Annotated in this window: 15 protein-coding genes; 8 read left to right on the top strand and 7 right to left on the bottom strand. The window is 61.9% G+C overall.

Translation table 11 applies throughout. The annotated features are described in order from the left end of the window. Nucleotides 1-61: 61 nt before the first annotated feature. The 3 genes from mmsA (at nt 62) to ACT3RW_RS16725 (ending at nt 3815) form a co-directional block, all read left to right on the top strand. Nucleotides 62-1600 (top strand): multiple monosaccharide ABC transporter ATP-binding protein, encoded by a 1539-nt coding sequence (gene mmsA, locus ACT3RW_RS16735; protein WP_444614537.1) that lies wholly within the window; start codon nt 62-64, stop codon nt 1598-1600. Next, nucleotides 1597-2778 carry a multiple monosaccharide ABC transporter permease gene (gene mmsB, locus ACT3RW_RS16730; RefSeq protein WP_444614536.1) on the top strand — a complete coding sequence of 394 codons (1182 nt, stop codon included), beginning with the start codon at nt 1597-1599 and terminating at the stop codon, nt 2776-2778. The genes mmsA and mmsB overlap by 4 nt, the downstream gene beginning before the upstream one ends. A 92-nt stretch (nt 2779-2870) precedes the next feature. Further along, nucleotides 2871-3815, top strand: a complete 945-nt coding sequence (locus tag ACT3RW_RS16725; protein WP_444614535.1) for an aldose 1-epimerase family protein — start codon at nt 2871-2873, stop codon at nt 3813-3815. A 21-nt stretch (nt 3816-3836) separates the two neighbouring features. Here the strand turns inward: ACT3RW_RS16725 and ACT3RW_RS16720 are convergent, their stop codons facing one another. The 4 genes from ACT3RW_RS16720 to ACT3RW_RS16705 are packed head-to-tail and all read right to left on the bottom strand — an operon-like array spanning nt 3837 to nt 10103. Beyond that, nucleotides 3837-6965, bottom strand: coding sequence for a glycoside hydrolase family 2 TIM barrel-domain containing protein (locus ACT3RW_RS16720; RefSeq protein ID WP_444614534.1), 3129 nt, complete (start codon nt 6963-6965; stop codon nt 3837-3839). Further along, the gene (locus ACT3RW_RS16715; protein WP_444614533.1) at nt 6962-7837 is read right to left on the bottom strand and encodes a carbohydrate ABC transporter permease; all 876 of its coding nucleotides are present in this window, start codon (nt 7835-7837) and stop codon (nt 6962-6964) included. Before ACT3RW_RS16715 ends, ACT3RW_RS16720 begins: the two co-directional genes overlap by 4 nt. After that, nucleotides 7834-8751, bottom strand: a complete 918-nt coding sequence (locus ACT3RW_RS16710) for a carbohydrate ABC transporter permease (protein WP_444614659.1) — start codon at nt 8749-8751, stop codon at nt 7834-7836. Before ACT3RW_RS16710 ends, ACT3RW_RS16715 begins: the two co-directional genes overlap by 4 nt. Before the next feature lie 11 nt (nt 8752-8762). After that, entirely contained in the window at nt 8763-10103 is a 1341-nt protein-coding gene (locus ACT3RW_RS16705) for an ABC transporter substrate-binding protein (protein ID WP_444614532.1), read from the bottom strand. Between the two features lie 181 nt (nt 10104-10284). On the opposite strand from ACT3RW_RS16705, the gene ACT3RW_RS16700 reads away from it, so the two are divergent. From ACT3RW_RS16700 to galK, 4 genes are all read left to right on the top strand, one after another. Continuing rightward, on the top strand, nt 10285-10887 hold the full coding sequence (locus ACT3RW_RS16700) for a TetR/AcrR family transcriptional regulator (RefSeq protein ID WP_013350642.1): 603 nt from the start codon (nt 10285-10287) through the stop codon (nt 10885-10887). Between the two features lie 288 nt (nt 10888-11175). Continuing rightward, nucleotides 11176-11967 (top strand): DeoR/GlpR family DNA-binding transcription regulator, encoded by a 792-nt coding sequence (locus ACT3RW_RS16695; RefSeq protein ID WP_444614531.1) that lies wholly within the window; start codon nt 11176-11178, stop codon nt 11965-11967. Further along, nucleotides 11964-13079: a galactose-1-phosphate uridylyltransferase gene (gene galT, locus ACT3RW_RS16690; protein WP_444614530.1), complete on the top strand. Its 1116-nt coding sequence runs from the start codon at nt 11964-11966 to the stop codon at nt 13077-13079. The genes ACT3RW_RS16695 and galT overlap by 4 nt, the downstream gene beginning before the upstream one ends. Then, the gene (gene galK / locus ACT3RW_RS16685; RefSeq protein ID WP_444614529.1) at nt 13076-14272 is read left to right on the top strand and encodes a galactokinase; all 1197 of its coding nucleotides are present in this window, start codon (nt 13076-13078) and stop codon (nt 14270-14272) included. Before galT ends, galK begins: the two co-directional genes overlap by 4 nt. Here the strand turns inward: galK and ACT3RW_RS16680 are convergent. Beyond that, nucleotides 14269-16035: a GNAT family N-acetyltransferase gene (locus ACT3RW_RS16680; protein ID WP_444614528.1), complete on the bottom strand. Its 1767-nt coding sequence runs from the start codon at nt 16033-16035 to the stop codon at nt 14269-14271. The genes galK and ACT3RW_RS16680 overlap by 4 nt on opposite strands. Nucleotides 16036-16085: 50 nt before the next feature. On the opposite strand from ACT3RW_RS16680, the gene ACT3RW_RS16675 reads away from it, so the two are divergent. Then, complete coding sequence (locus ACT3RW_RS16675) at nt 16086-16892, top strand: alpha/beta fold hydrolase (RefSeq protein WP_444614527.1); 807 nt, start codon at nt 16086-16088, stop codon at nt 16890-16892. On the opposite strand, the gene ACT3RW_RS16670 is transcribed toward ACT3RW_RS16675, so the two are convergent. Both ACT3RW_RS16670 and ACT3RW_RS16665 read right to left on the bottom strand, forming a co-directional pair. Next, nucleotides 16889-17917: a Gfo/Idh/MocA family protein gene (locus tag ACT3RW_RS16670; protein WP_444614526.1), complete on the bottom strand. Its 1029-nt coding sequence runs from the start codon at nt 17915-17917 to the stop codon at nt 16889-16891. The genes ACT3RW_RS16675 and ACT3RW_RS16670 overlap by 4 nt on opposite strands. A 100-nt stretch (nt 17918-18017) precedes the next feature. Next, complete coding sequence (locus ACT3RW_RS16665; protein WP_444614525.1) at nt 18018-18572, bottom strand: helix-turn-helix domain-containing protein; 555 nt, start codon at nt 18570-18572, stop codon at nt 18018-18020. Nucleotides 18573-18576: the final 4 nt, after the last annotated feature.

Here is an 18576-nt window from a genome sequence, read left to right as displayed (position 1 = left end):
CTAGGTGTTGCGGCCAGCAACGGGCAGGGTGCTCACAGCACACACCAAGGACGTCTGCACTATGGACACCACCATCCTGCAAATGCAGGAGATCACCAAGACTTTCCCCGGGGTCAAGGCGCTAGACGGCGTCAACCTCTCGGTCCGCACCGGCGAGATTCACGCCATCTGCGGCGAAAACGGCGCCGGCAAATCCACCCTCATGAAGGTACTGTCCGGGGTTTACCCGCACGGTAGCTACGAGGGCCAGATCATTTTTGAAGGCGAAGAGCTCAAAGCCGCGAGCATCAAGGATTCCGAAGCCAAGGGCATCGTGATTATCCACCAGGAACTGGCGCTTGTGCCTTACCTGTCGGTGGCAGAGAATATTTTCCTCGGCAATGAAACCTCCCGCGGTGGCTTCATCGACTGGAACGAAACCAATCACCGAGCCGCCGATCTACTCAAGCGGGTGGGCCTGGATGAACTGCCAATCACCCAGGTAGGTCAGCTGGGCGTTGGCAAGCAGCAGCTGGTAGAAATCGCCAAGGCGCTAAGCAAAAACGTGAAGCTGCTGATCTTGGATGAGCCAACGGCGGCACTGAACGACGATGATTCCGAGCACCTGTTGAACCTTTTGCGCGGACTGCGCGATCAGGGCATCACCTCGATCATCATTTCGCACAAGCTGGGCGAAATCGAAGACATTGCCAATACCACCACGATCATCCGTGATGGCCAGTCCATTGAAGCCTTGGACATGGCCGACCCGGCATCTAACCAGAACCGCATTATCCGCGGCATGGTGGGACGCGAACTGTCCTCACGCTACCCAGAGCGTGAACCGAATATCGGCGAAGTGGTCTTTGAAGTCCGTGACTGGTCGGTACAGCACCCAGTGCAGCAAGAGCGCACCGTGGTGGACAACGCCTCACTGAACGTGTGTGCCGGCGAAATCGTGGGCATCGCAGGACTGATGGGTGCCGGACGAACCGAGCTGGCGATGAGCGTTTTTGGCCACAGCTACGGCCGCAATATCAGTGGCAGTGTGCTGATGGGCGGCAAGCCGGTGGACACCTCTACGGTAGGCAAGGCCATCAAGGCGGGCATCGCCTACGTCTCTGAGGACCGCAAGAAGTTCGGGCTGAACCTGATCGAAGATATCCGCGTTAACACCACCGCCGCTGGTCTGGGAAAGATCTCCTCCAACGGTTTTGTGAACGGCAACAAGGAAATTCAGATCGCTGAGCATTACCGCCAGTCCATGCGGATCAAAACCCCCAACGTGATGGCCAAGGTCGGAAACCTTTCGGGCGGTAACCAGCAGAAAGTGGTGCTGGGCAAGTGGTTGCACACCGCACCAGAGCTACTGATCCTCGACGAACCCACCCGCGGTATCGACGTTGGCGCCAAATACGAGATTTACACCATCATCAACGAGCTGGCTGCCGCCGGTAAGGCAGTTCTGGTGATCTCCTCCGAATTGCCCGAACTGCTGGGCATCTGCGACCGTATCTACACTCTGGCCTACGGACGAATGACCGGGCAGCTACCGGCAGCCGAAGCCACCCAGGAACGCCTCATGGAACTCATGACCATCGAGAAGGAAAGCACCCGATGACACTCACAACCGAGTTGAAGGATATCTTCACCAAGAACCTGCGCACCTCGGGCATTTACATTGCCTTCGTGCTCATCGTGGTGCTCTTCAGCATTCTGACCAACGGGCTGCTACTGAGCCCCACCAACATCACCAACATTGTCCTGCAATACTCCTACGTGCTGATCCTGGCCTTGGGCATGATCATCGTGATTGTCGCCGGGCACATCGATCTGTCGGTGGGCTCACTGGTGGCACTGACCGGCGCGGTCTCCGCGGTACTGATCATCAAGCACGACATGCCTTGGTGGGTTGGCATGCTTGCCGGCATCGCTGTGGGCGCCATCTGTGGTCTGTGGCAAGGATTCTGGGTGGCCTATGTGGGCATCCCGGCCTTCATTGTGACCCTGGCAGGCATGTTGCTCTTCCGCGGCTTGACCTACGAAGTGCTCAACAACGTTTCGCTCTCGCCATTCCCTGGTGAGTACGGACAGATCGCCGGTGGCTTCCTGAACGGACTGCTCGGCGGCTACGGCTTTGATACCTTCACCCTGGTGATCGGCGTGATTGCCGTGGCCGGTCTGGTCTACTCGCAGTGGCGCAACCGTCAGGGCCGGATGAAATACGGCCAGAGTGTTGAGTCCATGGCCATGTTCTTGGGCAAAAACGCGATCACCGCCATCATCATCCTCTGGTTCTTCTGGCAGATCGCCACCAGCCGTGGCATGCCAATTGTGCTGATCATCTTGGCCGTGCTGATCTTGGGCTACAACGTATTGACCACCCGCACGGTCTTCGGACGCCACGTCTACGCCATCGGCGGCAACCTCTCGGCGGCCAAGCTCTCGGGCGTGAACGTCAAGAAGATCAACCTGTGGATCTTCATCAACATGGGCCTGCTCTCGGGCGTGGCCGGCGTGGTCTTCTCCTCGCGTTCCAATGGCGCCCAGCCCGGCGCCGGCAACATGTTCGAGCTGGATGCCATCGCGGCCTGCTTCATCGGCGGCGCGTCGACCACCGGCGGCGTGGGCCGTGTGACAGGCGCCATTGTCGGCGGCCTGGTGATGGCGGTACTTTCCAATGGAATGCAGCTGATGGGCGTGGGCGCTTCCACCCAGCAGATCGTCAAGGGTATCGTGTTGCTGTTGGCAGTGGCCTTCGACATCTACAACAAGCGCCGCGCAGGCGCCGGCAGCTAGCCTGCGGCTTGCTGCCATGGCCCTCCCGCACGCGATGGCGGGAGGGCCCGCCCATGCCCGATGGTTTCCCAGCACAGCAGAAGGATGACGAAATGGATCGCCAAGCAATGCCGCAACAGGACACCGCCAACGGAACGGTGCTCACGCTGCGAGCCCACGGCTTCACCGCGCAGCTGGCTACGGTGGGCGCCACACTGATGTCCCTGGACTACGGTGGCCGCCCGCTGGTGCGCGCCTTCGATCCGCATGGCGCGCGCCCGGTGTTCTCCGGCGCCATCCTGGCCCCCTGGCCCAACCGGGTGATCGACGGGGCCTACCACTGGGAAGGCCAGGAGCTGCAGTTGCCGATCACCGAGCCGGAGCGCGGCCACGCGCTGCACGGCCTGGTGGCCGATACCAGCTTCGAGATCACCGGGTGCCGCGGCAGCTCCGCCCAGTTGCGCACCGTGATCGCCCCGAACCCCGGCTACCCCTATGAGGTGCAGCTGGTGATCGACTACCGGCTGGAAGCCGGCGGGCTGCGCACCATCGCCACCGCCACCAACCTCGGGCAGGGCACCGCGCCCTTCGCCTGGGGTTCGCACGCCTACCTGGTCGCACCGGGCAAGAAGGCGGATGAATGGACTTTCACCCTGCCAGCCGGCAAGGTGCAGCTCACCGACGGCGCGCGCCTGCTGCCGCGGGAGGTGGTTCAGGTGGCTGGCACCGAGCTGGATTTCCGCACCCCGAAGCCGATCGGGGACCTCTTCATCGATCATGCCTACGCTTCCCTGGCCGCCGACGCGGACGGCTCATTCAGCGCATCGATCACCGACACCAAGGGCCTCGGGTCGCAGATCACCTGGGACGAAGCCTGCCCGTGGGTCCAGATCCACACCGCAGACCGCGATGATCCGGCGCTTGACCGCACCGGGCTGGCCATCGAGCCGATGACCTGCCCGCCCGGCGGCTTCAACTCCGGCCAGGACGTCATCGCGCTGGCCCCGGGCGCCAGCCATGAAGCCAGCTGGCTGATTGGCCCGGTCCAGCCGCGATGAGCGGCAGGGAAGTTCGCGGCGCTACCCGCTCCGCGAGGTTTCGTTCCCTGTCAATCCGGTGATCCGCAGGAGCAAGGAGCGCGCCTCGGGGCGCAGCGCGTCTTCCGGCCAGACATCGGGACCACAGGCCCGGGAACCTACGCCATGCTGGGCCGCATCCAGGTACAGCCAGGAGTTGGTTGGTTCCGGCAGCTCGTGCGGATGGGCAGCGCCGGCAAGCTGCTGTGCCGTGTGGCGGCTGAGCGTGAAACCGGGGCGGCGGCCCAATCCGTCGGGCCAGGCCTCGATGCGCAGCCACGGCGCACCGCCCACGCCGAGCTCCAATTCGCGCAAATCGCTGCGGTGCCCTGTTTCCTGCGGACGTGCGTATTCGACCGGCAGATCGTCAATGCTTGCACTGTAGCGGCCTACACGTGCCGCCAGACGGCTGTCCGGGTAGGATTCGTGCGGGCCCAAGCCGTACCAGGATGCCGAATCGACCTCCTTGCCCAGTTGGAAACGCACGCCGAATCGGGGCCACACCGATGTCCAGCCTCGGCTTGGAACCATATCGATGCGAAGCCACAGGCCGGACTCGTCCAGGCTCCATTGCTCGTCAACTCGGATGGAGCAGGCCTGGTCCGCTGCTGAATACCTGGTCGCCACCTGCACACGGCCCGGGCCGGTAGCGACACTGAGCACCCGCGCCTTCAGCCGGTCCAATCCGGCCGCCGTCCAGAGGTCCGCATTTGACGGACCGGGTTCTCCATTGCCCGGGACTCCGTGCTCATCTTCCTGCCAGGGATCAGAATGGTTATAGCTGCCGAAGTGTGCGCCACGGTCATTGTCGGTGGGTGCGCGGAACAACTCCAGCCGCGGCCCATGCACCGGCTGCCCGGCCAACTCCATGAGCTTGCCCTCGGCGAAAACTGCGGCACCAAGCTGCATCCGGCCATTGTCCAGAGGGATCGATGCTCCGCCCGCATCAGCCGAAGAGGGCAACCGTGCGGGTCGCGGCCCCGGCATTGCGGTGGATGGAGCAGCTATCGGCCATTGGGCGCTGGCCACCTCATGGCCCGCGGCCGCCCACGCTGCATCCTCGGCCAGCCGCGCCTCCACGGTTAACCAGTTTTCGCCTGCGGGCAGGGGGTACGGCAAGGCGAGTTCAACCGTGGCAGTTTCGCCAGCTTCCAGCGCGTCGTCAGAGCCGGATACCAAGAATTCTGCACTAGCGACCGGATGCCCGGCCGCTTCCAAGCGCCAGCTGAATGCGAGGTCGCCGCTGTCGGCACTGTGGCGGTCATTCCGGATGCCCAAGCGCACCCGGTGTCCGTCCACGGAGGACAGGGAGAACTTGATCGGGGCGACTACATGCTTGAACTCATGGAGCCCCGGTGAGGCAGTGGAATCGGAGAGGACCAGTCCGTCCATGACGAAGGTGCCATCGTGGAGCTCCTCGCCGAAATCGCCGCCGTAAGCATAGAAGCTCTTGCCATCCGGTGTGCTGGCCTGCAGCCCGTGGTCACGCCATTCCCAGACGAAGCCTCCATGCAACCGGGGATAGCGGTCCACCAGATCCGCATACCGTTGCAATCCTCCGGGCCCATTGCCCATGGCGTGCGCATACTCGCACAACAGGAAGGGCCTGGTCCGCTGGCGCGCGGCCTCTGCGGTGGTGCATCCCAGCAGCGGAGCGGTCATCCGGTCCTCTCCAATTGTCTGCACTTCGGGGAACGAAGCGTACATTCGCGAATACACATCGGTGTATTCTCCGGTGTAGTCGCCTTCATAATGCACCGGGCGGCTGCTATCCCGCGCATGGATCCATGCGGACATCGCGGCAAGGTTGGCCCCGGTGCCGGACTCGTTGCCAAGCGACCACATGATGATTGAGGGATGGTTCTTGTCCCGTTCGAAAGTCCGCTCCATCCGATCAAGATAGGCACTTCGCCAGGCCGGGTCGTCACTGGGATTGCCCTGCCAGCCGTGACGTTCAAATCCGTGGGTTTCCAGATCGTTTTCGAGTATGACCCAGAAACCGAGCTCGTCGGCCAAGTCCAGGAGCCGCGGATGCGGCGGATAGTGGCTGGTGCGAATGGCGTTGACATTGAAGCGCTTCATTAGCATCAGGTCTTCTCGTGCGAATTGCTCATCGAACGCCCGGCCGAGGAGCGGGTGGGTTTCATGCCTGTTCACCCCGTTGAAGACCACTTTGCGATCGTTGACCAGGAACTGGTCGCCTGCAATTCTTACCGTGCGGAAACCTAGCCGCAGGCTGATGGTCTCGCCAGTGCTGGAAACGGTTGCTCCATAGAGTTTTGGCCGCTCAGCGCTCCATGGGGAAACGGCGGGCACTTCCACCTCTCGGATATCCTCGCGGCTTTGCCACACTTCGTCGATTTCCAGTTCGGGAACAACGAAACGTAGCGGGAACGCATCGTCAGCGGCCATGATTTCCGGTGTAATGATTCCGGTACCGGAGGAATAGCCGGTTTTTATCCAGAGGTCGTCAATGCTGCCGTGCGGACGGGCCTTGAGCGTTACCGATCGGAAAATTCCCGGGAGCCACCACTGGTCCTGGTCCTCGACGTAGCTCGAAGCGGAGAATTGGTGCACGCGGACAACGATTGTATTTTCACCGGCGGCTACGGCCGAGCTCACATCGAATTCCTGGGCAAGGCGGCTACCGGTACCCCAGCCAATCATTTGCCCATTGACCCATACCTTGTATCGGGATTCAACGCCGTCGAAGCGCAGCACCAGCCGCTCCATTCCGGAAGTCCAGCTCTGGGGCACTTCGAAGGTCCGCCGGTAGTCGCCGGTAGGATTCTCATCCGGTGGATAGGGCGGGTCGCAAGGGAAGGGAAATTGGACGTTCGTGTACGAAGGGCGTCCGTAGGCGCCATCGGCCTGCAATACCCAGTGCCCAGGGACTGCGATGCTGTCCCAGCTCGAGTCGTCATAGCCAGCATCTGCCATGGACTCGGGAAGCTCGCCTGCCGGCAGCAGTCCGCGCCCTCCGGGCGTGCCCGGTACGCCAGGGAGCCAGCGGAACTTCCACTGTCCATCGAGGCTCAGTTCAGGGGCATCACTGTGGGTCCAGGACGTTGCCGGCAGGCGCCGGCCTCCGCCCGGGGCGGTATCGGACAGATAGGCTGTTGGGGAAGTCATTTAACGGATCCTTCGGTCAGGCCCCCGCGCCAGAAGCGCTGCAGGACGATCATGGCAATGGCCAAGGGAATAGTGGACAGCAAGACGCCGCCGGTGGTCAGCTCGTAGAATTCTGGCAGGCGGTCAACCTGTCCCAGCCAGGTGTTCAGGCCCAGGGTAATTGGATAGAGATCCGAATCGGACAGCATCACCAGGGGAAGGAAATAGTTATTCCAGATTCCGACAAGCTGGAACAGGAATACCGTCACCAGAGCAGGGGACAGGACTCTGAGTCCTATCGTGTGGAAGATCCGCAGTTCGCTTGCGCCATCCAGGCGCGCGGCTTCGAGTAACGCGCTATCCACGGTGCTGGAAGCGTAAACGCGGCAGAGGAACAGGCCGAACGGGGACACCAATGATGGCAGCAGGACACTCCAATAGGTATTGGACAGCCCCATTTCGCTGAACAACAGGAATAGGGGCAAGGCGGTTGCGGTTCCAGGCACGAGAACGCCTCCCAAGACCACACCGAAGACCAGATTGCTTCCGCGGAAACGGTACTTGGCCAGGGCGTATCCGCCAGCTGCAGCAAGGTAAGCGGCAATCAGCGCCCCTGCCCCCGCGTATAGCAACGAGTTCATGAACCAGCGCAGGAAAATTCCGCCGTCATAGGCCAGAACCTGGCCCAGATTTTTCCATAGGACGAAGTCACCGGAGAGGAGGAATCCATTTGTGCTGAACAAGTCCTGGGTCGATTTCGTTGCTGCAACGACGACCCAGTAGACCGGGACCAGGAAATACAATGCGGCTATGGTCAGCAAGGCCGTGACAATCAGAGCCGCTGGTTTTGAAGAGGCGGGCTTTGCGAAGGACTGGCGGCGGATCAGAGTCATGAGGACTTCCTATTGGTCAGGCGCAGGAAGGCGAATGAGAGCGCGAATGCGGCCAAGGCAATGAGAACGGATTGCGCAGCCGCAACATTGTAGTCGTTGTAGGCGAACGCGGTTGTGTAGGCGGAAAGGTTAGGGGTGTATTGGCTGTCGATGGCGGGTGCGACACTCATGAGAACTTGCGCTTCGGCGAAAAGCTGCAAGGTGCCAATCATGGAGAAGACCGTGGTCAAGACCAGTGCCGGGCTGATGAGCGGCAGCTGGATATTCCATGCCACACGCAGTGGACCCGCCCCGTCCAAGCGTGCGGCTTCGTAGATCTCGCCGGGAATTGCCTTGAGCTGCGCGATGATGATCAGCATGTTGTAGCCCGTGTAGCTCCATGTCACGATGTTGGCGATGGACCACAAGATGCTCTGTGGCCCGAGGAAATCGACTTCCAAGCCGACGGCTGAGGCGGCATCGATGATCGGGCTCAGGCCGGGAACATAGAGGAATGACCAGAGGATAGTGGCAATGACCCCCGGCACGCCGTAGGGCAGGAAGTACGCCGCCCGGAAAAAGGCCGGCCATTTGGCGCTCGCCGACTCAAGCAGCAGAGCCAGGACCGTGCAAAGAAGGATCATGATGGGAACCTGCACGATGCCGAACACGATCATGCGGCCAATCGAAGCAACGAAGGCTTCGTCTCCCAGGGCTTGCGCGTAATTGCCGAATCCAGCGAATTCGCTGTGCACGCCGGCTTCTCCGAACAATCCGCGCCGTGTGATACGGGTGAAGCTGGCTTGTATGGCTGCAATGATGGGCAAGATGAAAGTCAGGGTGAAGAGCGCGAGGAAAGGCGCGAGCAACAGCCACGGGGCGATCTCAAACCTGCTTGATGAGGGACCACGTTTTCTCCGGGTGCCTCGGGTGATGGTCGGCGTGCTCACGATGCCTCCTTGCGGATCTTCAGGCCCTTGTTGCGGAATGCCGCAATGATTTCCTGCTCTGCGGATACCACCGAATCGACCAAGCTGGTTCCGGCGGCTTTCCGGCGGAATCCGTCGGAAAGGATATTGAAGGATTGCTGGGTGACCGGCCACCAGCTCCAATTGGGATTCTGCGATTTGCTGGCTGGGACAATGACTTGCTCGTTGTACGATTGCCCGCCGAAGAATTCGGAGGGGCCTTCGCGCGACTCGCCGATGATGCCCGGAACCGGTGACCAGCCAATGCCGCTGTGCGCGATTTCGTTGCTGATCCCGGCTTCCGTGGACGTCATCCAGGCGGCGAACTCCAAGGCCTCATGCGGATGGCGGCTATTAGCCAGAACCGCAACCGTCGATCCGCCCAGGTAGCTGGAGCCGTATCCGCCCGGGGTCCACTTCGGCATCGATGCGACCCTCCATTTGCCCTGTCCGCCAGCGACAGAGCTGACAAGCGCATCAGCCCAGTTCCCACTGGTGACAGAGGCGAGCTGGCCGGATGCAGCCGCAGCATACCAAGACGGGCTGAAGGGCGAGATCGCGGTAGTTACGACATCTTCGTCGATGGCCCGGTCGAAGAACCTGGCGACTTCCAGTGTTGCGTCGTCGGTCATATTAATGACCCAGCCGTCGTCGGATGGCCGAAGCCATTGGGCTCCTGCTTGTGCCGCGTAGGACACGAAGTAGGAGGCATCACTGAGGGAGAAGCAGTCGATGTAGCTGTTGGCTTGACGCAGTTCTGACCCGATCTCGGCCCATTGCGCCCATGTTTCCGGGGCGACGGCGCCGACTTTGTCCAGAGTTTCTGGCTGGTAGAACATTGCCATCGGCCCGGAATCCTGAGGCATGCCGAATATTCCGTTGGGAAAACTGACCTGGCCCCACAGTGACGGATCATATCGGTGAGCGTACTGCTGCGCACCGTACGCCGCGAGATCCACGACGCCATTGACGAGCATGAACTCCGGGAGGGTGCGGAATTCGATTTGGGCCAGATCGGGTCCTCCGCCTGCTGCGAGAGCAGAGTAGAGCTTTGGGTATCCGCCTTGATTTCCACTGGGGATCCAAACCGCCTCAACATGGATATTCGGATGCATGGCGTTGAAAGCATCTGCGACTCGCTGGACATCCTTGAGCCAGCTCCAATATGTCAGCCTGACTTTTTCTCCTGGGGCGGCCGGCGCAATGGTTGGCATGGCATCTGCAGACCGGGGGCCTGCGGTGCCGCATGCAGTCATTACGCCCAGGGCGGCGGCGCCCAGGCCGGCCTTGAGAAGGCGGCGTCTTGTTGTCAATGGCATCCGTGCTCACTTAAAAGTAGTTTTCTTTATGGTGCCCGGGACGAGGGCATGTGAAATAGGTTACAACAAAAATAGAGTGATTACTCAGTTTTGGTTAAATTTCTTGTTTGCCGATCATGCTGGCTTGCTAGGCCGATGCATCATTTTCGAATACTGCTGGGCCTACCTACACTGAGTAACTGTGACGAGCAATGAATCCGGCCGCCGCCGGCGCGGTCCATATGCCAAATCTGCAGCCCGAAGGGAACAGATCGCCCAGGCTGCCCTCCAAGTATTCGGCGCGCGGGGGTATCGCGGCGGAACTGTGCAGGATGTTGCCGACGCGGCAGGCATGAGCCAAACCAGCGTTTTGCACCACTATCCGAACAAGCAGGAACTTCTCATTGCCGCTCTCAAGCGCCGCGACGCCGTCACCGACGGCACGCCGGGCACTGGTGAGTGCTTTGCCCAGTCCATTGTCGAGCAAGCGCAATTCAACGAGGGTGCCGCGGAGTTGATCGAGCTCTACGCAGCCCTTTGCGGGGAATCAACCACTTCCGATCATCCGGCGCGCTCGTATTTCGAGGCCCGCTTCGAGCGCTTGCGCGGCGAGTACGGCGCTGAATTCGAATTCATGAAGAGCATTGGTCGGCTGCGCCCCGGGGTGGACCCGCATGTGGCGGGAGCGTCGCTGCTGGCCCTGTGGGACGGGATCCAAGTGCAGTGGCTCTTGTCTCCCGACGATGTTGACATGGCTGGCACCCTCAAGGCGTATCTGGACCTGGTCATTTTGCCTGAATCATGAGGGGTGTTTGCCGAAATTGGCTCCGGGGCGCCGTAGCCGCGCGAAAATCCAGCTCCCCACTGCGCGCGGACTTGGCGCAAGCAGGGCGAAGCACTTGCAGCGGCACGCCGGAGCGATGATCCCGAAGTATTTCCGGGGCTGATATCTACGTTCTCGGGCTGCCCGGCAAGTGGACGGGTCTGGTTGAAAACATGTTCAAATGTGTTCAAATATGTTTGAGTGTGTTTGAATTAGGGTTGTATCGCTTTACGGAGCGTGTTATTTCAACCTGTCTGCCAAGGAGTCCCGATGAGCGAGAACTTCCCAACCCAGCGTCGACGGCGGATTCTGGATAGAGTTCGTGCCAACGGTGCAGTCAAGGTAGCCCAGTTGGCTGAGGAATTTGGCGTTTCGCACATGACAGTGCGCCGTGACCTGGACCGCCTGGTCAAGGACGGCGAATTGCATAAGGTCCACGGAGGCGCACTGCTCCAGGAATCTGCGTCTGCTGAAGAGCCGGGATTCCAGCGCAAGTCAACTCTGCAGTTGCCGCATAAGGCGGCCATTGCCCGTGCGGCGGCGCAAATGGTTGAACCAGGAATGTCCATCTCCCTTACGTCGGGGACTACGACCTATGAGGTGGCCCGTCTGCTGCGGGCAGTCCCCGACCTCACGATTGTGACCAACTCTCCGCGCATCGCCGACCTCCTACAAGATGCCCCGGCTGCAGGCCAGACCGTGCAGCTCACCGGTGGCCTGCGAACGGTATCCGACGCGTTGGTCGGTCCACTGGCCACTGCGGCCCTGCGGACACTGCACGTCGACCGATGCTTCATGGGGGCCCACGGGTTCAGCGTCCAGGACGGAATCACGACACCGAACATGCTCGAGGTGGAAGTCAATCGACTTTTCCTGGAACGCTGTGACAGCCGCGTGGTCGTCGCGGATTCCAGCAAATGGTGCTTGGCCGGTTTGTACTCCAGTGCTCCGTTGCACGAAATCGACACACTCGTCAGCGACGACGGCTTGGACGAGACGGCCGTCGAGGAACTCCGCCAGCACATCGAGAACTTGAAAATTGAAAAGGTGGTCGAATCATGAGCGTTACCGGCAGGATCCCTTCTGGCCTGATATCACACCGGGTCCATCACCTGGCCGATGGCCGCGAGGCGATCTTCTTCGCCGATGCCAATGCCATCGCCCCCGAACCGGCACCCGACGCCAGGGCGCTGGATCCGCGTGGGGAACCTGGACAGCTGCGCTACGACCGGTTGACCGGAGACTGGGTGGCCGTCGCGGCCCACCGGCAGTCGCGCACCTACCTTCCGCCCAAGGAAGAATGCCCGCTGTGCCCTAGTACCCAGGGCCGCCACAGCGAAATTCCGGCCGAGGATTTCCACGTGGTGGTTTTCGAGAACCGCTTCCCCTCGCTGGGACCGGATCTGGGCCGGATCCCGGCCGCTGCTCCGGTGCAGGTTCCTGCCCCGGCCTATGGCCGCTGCGAAGTCGTGGTGTTCACCCCGGAGCACGAGGGTTCCTTCGCCTCGCTGGATGATGCCCGGGCGCGCACCGTCATCGACGCGTGGGCGCAGCGTACCGCGGCCCTGTCGGCGATGGAAGGCATTGCCCAGGTGTTCCCATTCGAGAACCGAGGCCAGGATATCGGCGTGACCCTGCACCACCCGCACGGACAGATCTACGCCTACCCCTACCTGACCCCGACCGCCACCAAGATGGCCGCCCAAGCGGTGGCCCACCTGGAGAAGACCGGACGCACCCTGATGGGCGACATCCTGGACTTCGAACGCAAGGAAGGTACGCGCATGGTTGCTGCCGGCGAGCACTTCTCCGTCTTCGTTCCCTACGCGGCACGCTGGCCGCTGGAAGCGCATCTGGTTCCGCACCGCCACGTGCCGGACTTCGCGGCGCTGGATAACGAGGAAAGAGGCGAACTGGCGGTCATGTACCGGGACCTTTTGCGGCGTTTCGATGCGCTGTACCAGACCCCGACCCCGTACATCGCCGCCTGGCACCAGGCTCCGATCGCCGCCAGGGAACGCGCGGCCTCGCGCCTGCACCTGCAGCTGACCAGCCCGCGCCGCGCCGCCGACAAGCTCAAATTCCTCGCCGGCTCCGAAGCGGCCATGGGCGCTTTTATCAATGACATTCCCGCCGAAACCACGGCAGCAAGATTGCGTGAGGTCACCCTGTGAGCATCAGCGACAGCAAGGACCACGCGGCCCGCGTCAGCGCGCTGCGTGAAGGATTCACCAAGACCTTCGGGTACCACCCCGAAGGCATCTGGCGCGCGCCCGGGCGCGTGAACCTGATCGGCGAGCACACCGACTACAACATGGGCTATGTCCTGCCCTTCGCCATCGACAAGAACGCGCTGGTCGCCATCCGCCGCAAGTCGCAGCTGGAGCCGGAGCGCACCACGCTGGATTTCGCCTCCACCTATGGGGGCGCGGACTCGAACCCGGTCACCTCGATTACCATCGACGAGCTGGTGCCCAAGGCCGTCCCCGGTTGGGCCGCCTATCCGGCCGCGGTGGTCTGGGCGCTGAACGAGCTGGACGGGGTGCAGCTCTCCGGCTTCGAGCTGCTGGTGGATTCTGATGTTCCGGTGGGCTCTGGCCTGTCCTCCTCCCATGCGCTGGAAGTCGGAACCATCGTTGCGCTCAACGACCTCTATGACCTCGGGCTTTCGCACACCCGGATGGCGCAACTGACCCAGCGGGCGGAAAACGAGTTTGTCGGTGCTCCGACCGGAATCATGGACCAGAGCGCCTCGTTGATGTCCCAGGCGCAGCATGCGCTGTTCTTGGATTGCCGTTCCATGGAAGCGGCGACCGTGCCCCTGCCGCTGGCCGAACATGATGCTGTGGTGCTGGTGATTGACACCCGGGTGGAGCATTCGCATGTGGATGGCGGCTACGCCGCGCGCCGGCGCAGCTGCGAGCAGGCCTGCGAAGTCCTGGGGGTGGACGCGCTGCGCGATGTGGCCAGCGTTGATGCCCTTGAAGCCATCGACGATCCGGTCATCAAGCGCCGGGCAAAGCATATTGTCACCGAGAACCAGCGCGTACTGCAGACCGTGAAGGTCCTTGGCGAGGGAGATCTCGAAGCGGTCGGCGAGCTCTTGTACCAGTCCCACGTCTCAATGCGCGATGACTACGAGATCTCCACCGAAGAACTCGACGCCGCGGTGGAAGCGGCGCTGGCTGCCGGGGCGATTGGCGCGAGGATGACCGGTGGCGGCTTTGGCGGCAGCGCCATCGCGTTGATCCATCGCGAACAGGTGGAGCCGGTCAGCCAAGCGGTGCTGGAGGCATTCGAGCAGGCCGGCTATGTGCAGCCGAATATCTTCACCGTGGTTGCCGACGAGGGCGCGGGCCGGGCCTAGAGCTGCAGCTTGAGCCCGACGTGGCTCTTCTCGTAGCCCAGCCACGCATAGAACTCGTGGGCCCTGAGCCTGGAGGTGTCGGTCGTGAGCTGGGCCAGCCGGGCGCCGCGGGCCCGGCCATGCGCGTGCGCCCATTCGAGCATCGCCCGGCCAACACCATGGGACCTTTCGCTGGCGGCCACCCGCACTCCCTCGATCTGCAAGCGCGTGGTGCCCTTGCGGGACAGCCCGGGAATGATCGACAGTTGCATGGTTCCGACGACGGCATCTTCCTCGTCGCGCACCACCGCAAGATAGTTGGACCAGTCGCGGCTGAGCTTGTCGAAGGCCCGCTCGTAGGCCACCAGCTCGTCGCCTTCGCGCGATGCCCCCAGCTCGTCGTCGTATAATAGTGAGACAATGGCTGGTACGTCGGAGCGTTCGGCACGCTGCACCCGGTATCGACGATCGCCGAGCCGGAGCAGCCCGCCTACCGAGGCGCGGGCCTGGGCGCGGAGCTTGAGGATCAGCGCATCCAGCCAGCCGCCCACATGTTCACGGCCCTCAGGGGTATCGGGGTAGCGGCAGCGCAGGTGCAGCCCGGCATCGTCGAGGATGAACCACAGCATGACCCCGTCGGTGCGGATAGTCGCGCCAATGTATTGGGCTTCGAGCCCGATGGAATCCACGCGGACCGGTAGCCTGCGCAAATCCAGCCAGGAGATGGCGAACATGCCCGGCGCTTCGGGCATTCCGCCCCAGGGCTCGAGGATTTCTTCCAGCGGCCACGAACCGAGCCGCACTGCTTCCTTGACCGCTGCCGCGCAGGCCGTGGGAGCCGGAGCTGCGGATTCGATGACGGAGTTGGTGATGAACCAGCCGACCGAGTCGTCCCACTGGTGGTCGTAGCGGCTGTGCACCGGGAAGACAGCACGCAGCGGGGCTTGCGCCAGGTCCAAGGTCACTGAGGTCATCGCGGAGATGACGGCAGTCAGTGTGGACACCGAATCCTCTTTGGCTTGGGCTGCGAAGGCGGCGCTGTCATCAACGTCCAGGACATCTCGTACTTCGACTCGTTCGGCGTGGGGCACCGGTTCACCCAGCGGCAGCGGGAAGCGGGGCATGACCGAGCCGCTGGCGTCGAGTACTTCAGCCCATCGCTGGTGCACCTCGCGCGGGGCGCGCTCCCGTTCCGCCAAGGCCCGGGTGTGCTCGGTGAAACTGGCAGCGGTCAGTGGCTGCGGGACGACATCATCATCGGATAGTCCCAGTGATCGCAGCAGGTCCCGCACGATGACCAGCATGGACCACAGGTCCACGTGCGAATGGTCCGAAGCGATAACCACGGTTGATTCCAAGGCGGTCTCAAGCAGGCACATCCGGTGGGATGGGGCGTTGAAGGGGGAGCAAGCCTGATCAAAAACATCGCGCAGTGCGTCGTTCATGGACTGTCCGCTGGCTACGGGGTGCTGGACCCAAGCTCCAGGTGCCACGGTGATCTCTTCGAGGCGCAGCTCGCCGTGCTCATCCTGGCTGAAGGCGGAACACAGGGTTCCGTGGCGGTTGATGACTTCCAGCCATGCGCTGGCTAGGACATCGAGCTGAACCTTGGCGGGCAATCTGAAACTGATGGCCATCCAGGATCCGGGGCGTTGGCCCACGGAGACGTGGCGTCGCTGGTCGAAGGAAATGGGCAGTTCAACACCGGTGCGCTGAACAGCGACGTCATATCCGTGCAACTTTCCAAAGGGCAGCCGTAACTGTGCAACGTTCGTCAGTCTCATGGCGTTATCCTATTACCCAAGATTGACTATGACGGAAGCGGACTTGGATTATGGCGAAATTTAGTGTTCAAGGCGCTGAACTTGAAGTGGAACTCAGCGATGAAGGCGGACATCCGGTAGTCCAGCTTCATGGCTTGACCTCCAGCCGGGCGCGGGACCGCGTGCTGAACATGGATTTGGGCCGGGGACTGAGTGGCACGCGGCTGCTGCGCTACGATGCCCGCGGGCACGGCGGATCCACCGGACGCACCGTCGTTGAAGACTACGAATGGCAGAATTTGGCGGATGATCTGCTGGCCCTGCTGCACGAGTACTTCCCGGGCGAAAAGGTCTATGGCGTGGGACCATCCATGGGTTGCGCCACCTTGCTCTACGCCGCGATCAAGGAACCAGAGCGCTTTTGCGGGCTGACCCTGCTGCTTCCGCCAACTGCCTGGGAGTCCCGCAAGGCGAAGTCGCAAGCGTACCTGAACCATGCCAGGGTGCTGGAAATCGAGGGCTGGGATGCCTTTGTCCAAGCCGATATCAATCAGCCGGTCCCTCCAGCGACCGTCGGGAACCCGGTGACCCTGCCGGATAATTCTCCTCAGCTTCTGCCGACCATTTTCCGGGGCGCGGCTGCCAGCGATCTGCCGCAGCTTGCGGATCTGGCACGCGTTAATGTCCCCACGCATATCCTCGCGTGGACCGAGGACCCTTCCCACCCGGTGACTACAGCGCAGGCGTTGCTATACGGGTTGCCCCAAGCGAGGCTGCAGGTAGCCAGCACCCGCGATGAGGTGAATGCCTGGCCGCAGATCCTGATGGATGACGTGGCGAAGCACGGAGCCCCGCATACAGCGGAGCCGATTCACTAGCCTTTGCGCAGCCGGGCCGCGATCTGGTCCATGGTGTTTGCGATCGCCAATGATTCATCCAGTGGCATGATGGGCGACTCCAGCAGTCCTTCGCTGATGCATCGGGCGACGTGCGCGGCTTCCCAGCCTAAACCAGTGGCAGCGGAGTGCTCGGTGAAGTCTTGGCTGTCGGCGACGCTGCCATCCCCGTTGCGCAATACGAGTCGTGAGCCGGCAAAAATGGGGCGCTCTACTTCCAAGGTCGCTTCGGTTCCGGCAATCCAGGCGGCCTGCGGCGAATCGGTTTCGATGCTGCTGAAAATGCTGGAGGTGGATCCGTCGTTGTTGGCAAGCACTGCCGTGAATGATGCGTCGACTCCTGTCTGGGTCATCCGGCCTGATGCGTGCAGCAGCTGTTTGGCAGGGGAGACCATGGCGCTGAAGGCGACAGGGTAGATCCCGACATCGAGCAGCGCACCGCCGCCCAGGGCAGGATCATAAATCCGGGAGGTGGGATCTACAGGGAATTTGGCTCCGAAGTCCGCGCTGATGGAGAGGATCTCGCCGAGCAGCCGTGATTCGAGGACCTGCGCGATCACGTTGCCGACGGGCAAGAGGCGTGACCACATGGCTTCCATGGCAAAGACGCCGGCCGTTCTGGCAGCAGTGATTACCTGCTGGGTCTGATCCGCGTTCAGGGTCATCGGCTTTTCGATCAGGACATGTTTGCCGGCGTTGATGGCCTTGATGGCTAGTTCTGCATGGCCGCTGTGCGGGACGGCGATATAGACCACGTCCACTGACGGGTCGCCGAGCACCTGGTCATAGGAATCGTAAGCCCGGGTGTCGCTATCGCCATGGGTCTGGGCGAACTGCGCAGAGCGTTCTTGGCTGCGCGAACCGACCGCGGCGAGACGACTGGCGGTCAGGGAATTCAGCGAGGTCGCGAATTGCCCCGCAATCCAGCCCGGCCCCAGTATTCCCCAATTCAACGCCGGAGCCATGGATGGATGCGGCGCAGTTGGCTTGGGCAAGGCTAAGGACACGGAAGCTCCATCGGCAGGTGTTCGGGTGGCTGATAATCACCCTAGTGGCCTGTGTCTGTTTGCGAAAGAGCTCAGCAGCGTTGGTGGCTGTTTGGATAAATCAGCTCACGACGATCCGGGCAAAACGCGTCAAATGCTGGCTCTGATTGATGTAGGAGAAGTCTTGATTCGTGGCGAATGCGTAATGCTCGCCAGCGGTGCGCAGCACCGTTTCTTCTGTGGTCTTAATACGGAGCTCGCCTTCGACAACAAGAATCATTTCGGACCAGCCCGCAGGATCAGGTTCGCCGACGTAGCGTTCTTCCGGTTCAAGCGACCAGCTCAAAAGCTGCGCTTCCTTATTGGCTGGAACCGAGGCCATCAGCGTCCCAACGCTCTGTGGGTGCGTCCCTCTCCATACGGCTTCGTTGACCGAGGAGCGCGGGGCCGTGGGCTCAGCGACCAAATCGACGAATGTCACGCCCAGGGATTCTGCGAGCCGGTCGAGTCCTGTGAGACTGATGTTCGCTTCGCCGGCTTCCAGCTTGATGACCGTGCGCCTGCTGACTCCTGATTGGTCGGCCAGTGCCGCCTGGCTCAGGCCCGTGGCTAGGCGTAGCCGGCGAACATTTCTGCTGACGTGGGTCAGGACATCTGCGCTGTCGCTCGTTTGCATGTGC

This window comes from Glutamicibacter sp. AOP5-A2-18 (assembly GCF_052446055.1).
Lineage (GTDB): Bacteria > Actinomycetota > Actinomycetes > Actinomycetales > Micrococcaceae > Glutamicibacter.
Note: the sequence above shows the minus strand (reverse complement) of the source record. Positions and strands in the feature narration are given on the sequence as shown.

Bases quoted from the DNA above. Each gene is read 5' to 3' on its own strand.
- mmsA (WP_444614537.1), top strand. From the start codon at position 62: ATGGACACCACCATCCTGCAAATGCAGGAGATCACCAAGACTTTCCCC.
- mmsB (WP_444614536.1), top strand. From the start codon at position 1,597: ATGACACTCACAACCGAGTTGAAGGATATCTTCACCAAGAACCTGCGC.
- ACT3RW_RS16725 (WP_444614535.1), top strand. From the start codon at position 2,871: ATGGATCGCCAAGCAATGCCGCAACAGGACACCGCCAACGGAACGGTG.
- ACT3RW_RS16720 (WP_444614534.1), bottom strand. From the start codon at position 6,965: ATGACTTCCCCAACAGCCTATCTGTCCGATACCGCCCCGGGCGGAGGC.
- ACT3RW_RS16715 (WP_444614533.1), bottom strand. From the start codon at position 7,837: ATGACTCTGATCCGCCGCCAGTCCTTCGCAAAGCCCGCCTCTTCAAAA.
- ACT3RW_RS16705 (WP_444614532.1), bottom strand. From the start codon at position 10,103: ATGCCATTGACAACAAGACGCCGCCTTCTCAAGGCCGGCCTGGGCGCC.
- ACT3RW_RS16695 (WP_444614531.1), top strand. From the start codon at position 11,176: ATGAGCGAGAACTTCCCAACCCAGCGTCGACGGCGGATTCTGGATAGA.
- galT (WP_444614530.1), top strand. From the start codon at position 11,964: ATGAGCGTTACCGGCAGGATCCCTTCTGGCCTGATATCACACCGGGTC.
- ACT3RW_RS16680 (WP_444614528.1), bottom strand. From the start codon at position 16,035: ATGAGACTGACGAACGTTGCACAGTTACGGCTGCCCTTTGGAAAGTTG.
- ACT3RW_RS16675 (WP_444614527.1), top strand. From the start codon at position 16,086: ATGGCGAAATTTAGTGTTCAAGGCGCTGAACTTGAAGTGGAACTCAGC.
- ACT3RW_RS16665 (WP_444614525.1), bottom strand. From the start codon at position 18,572: ATGCAAACGAGCGACAGCGCAGATGTCCTGACCCACGTCAGCAGAAAT.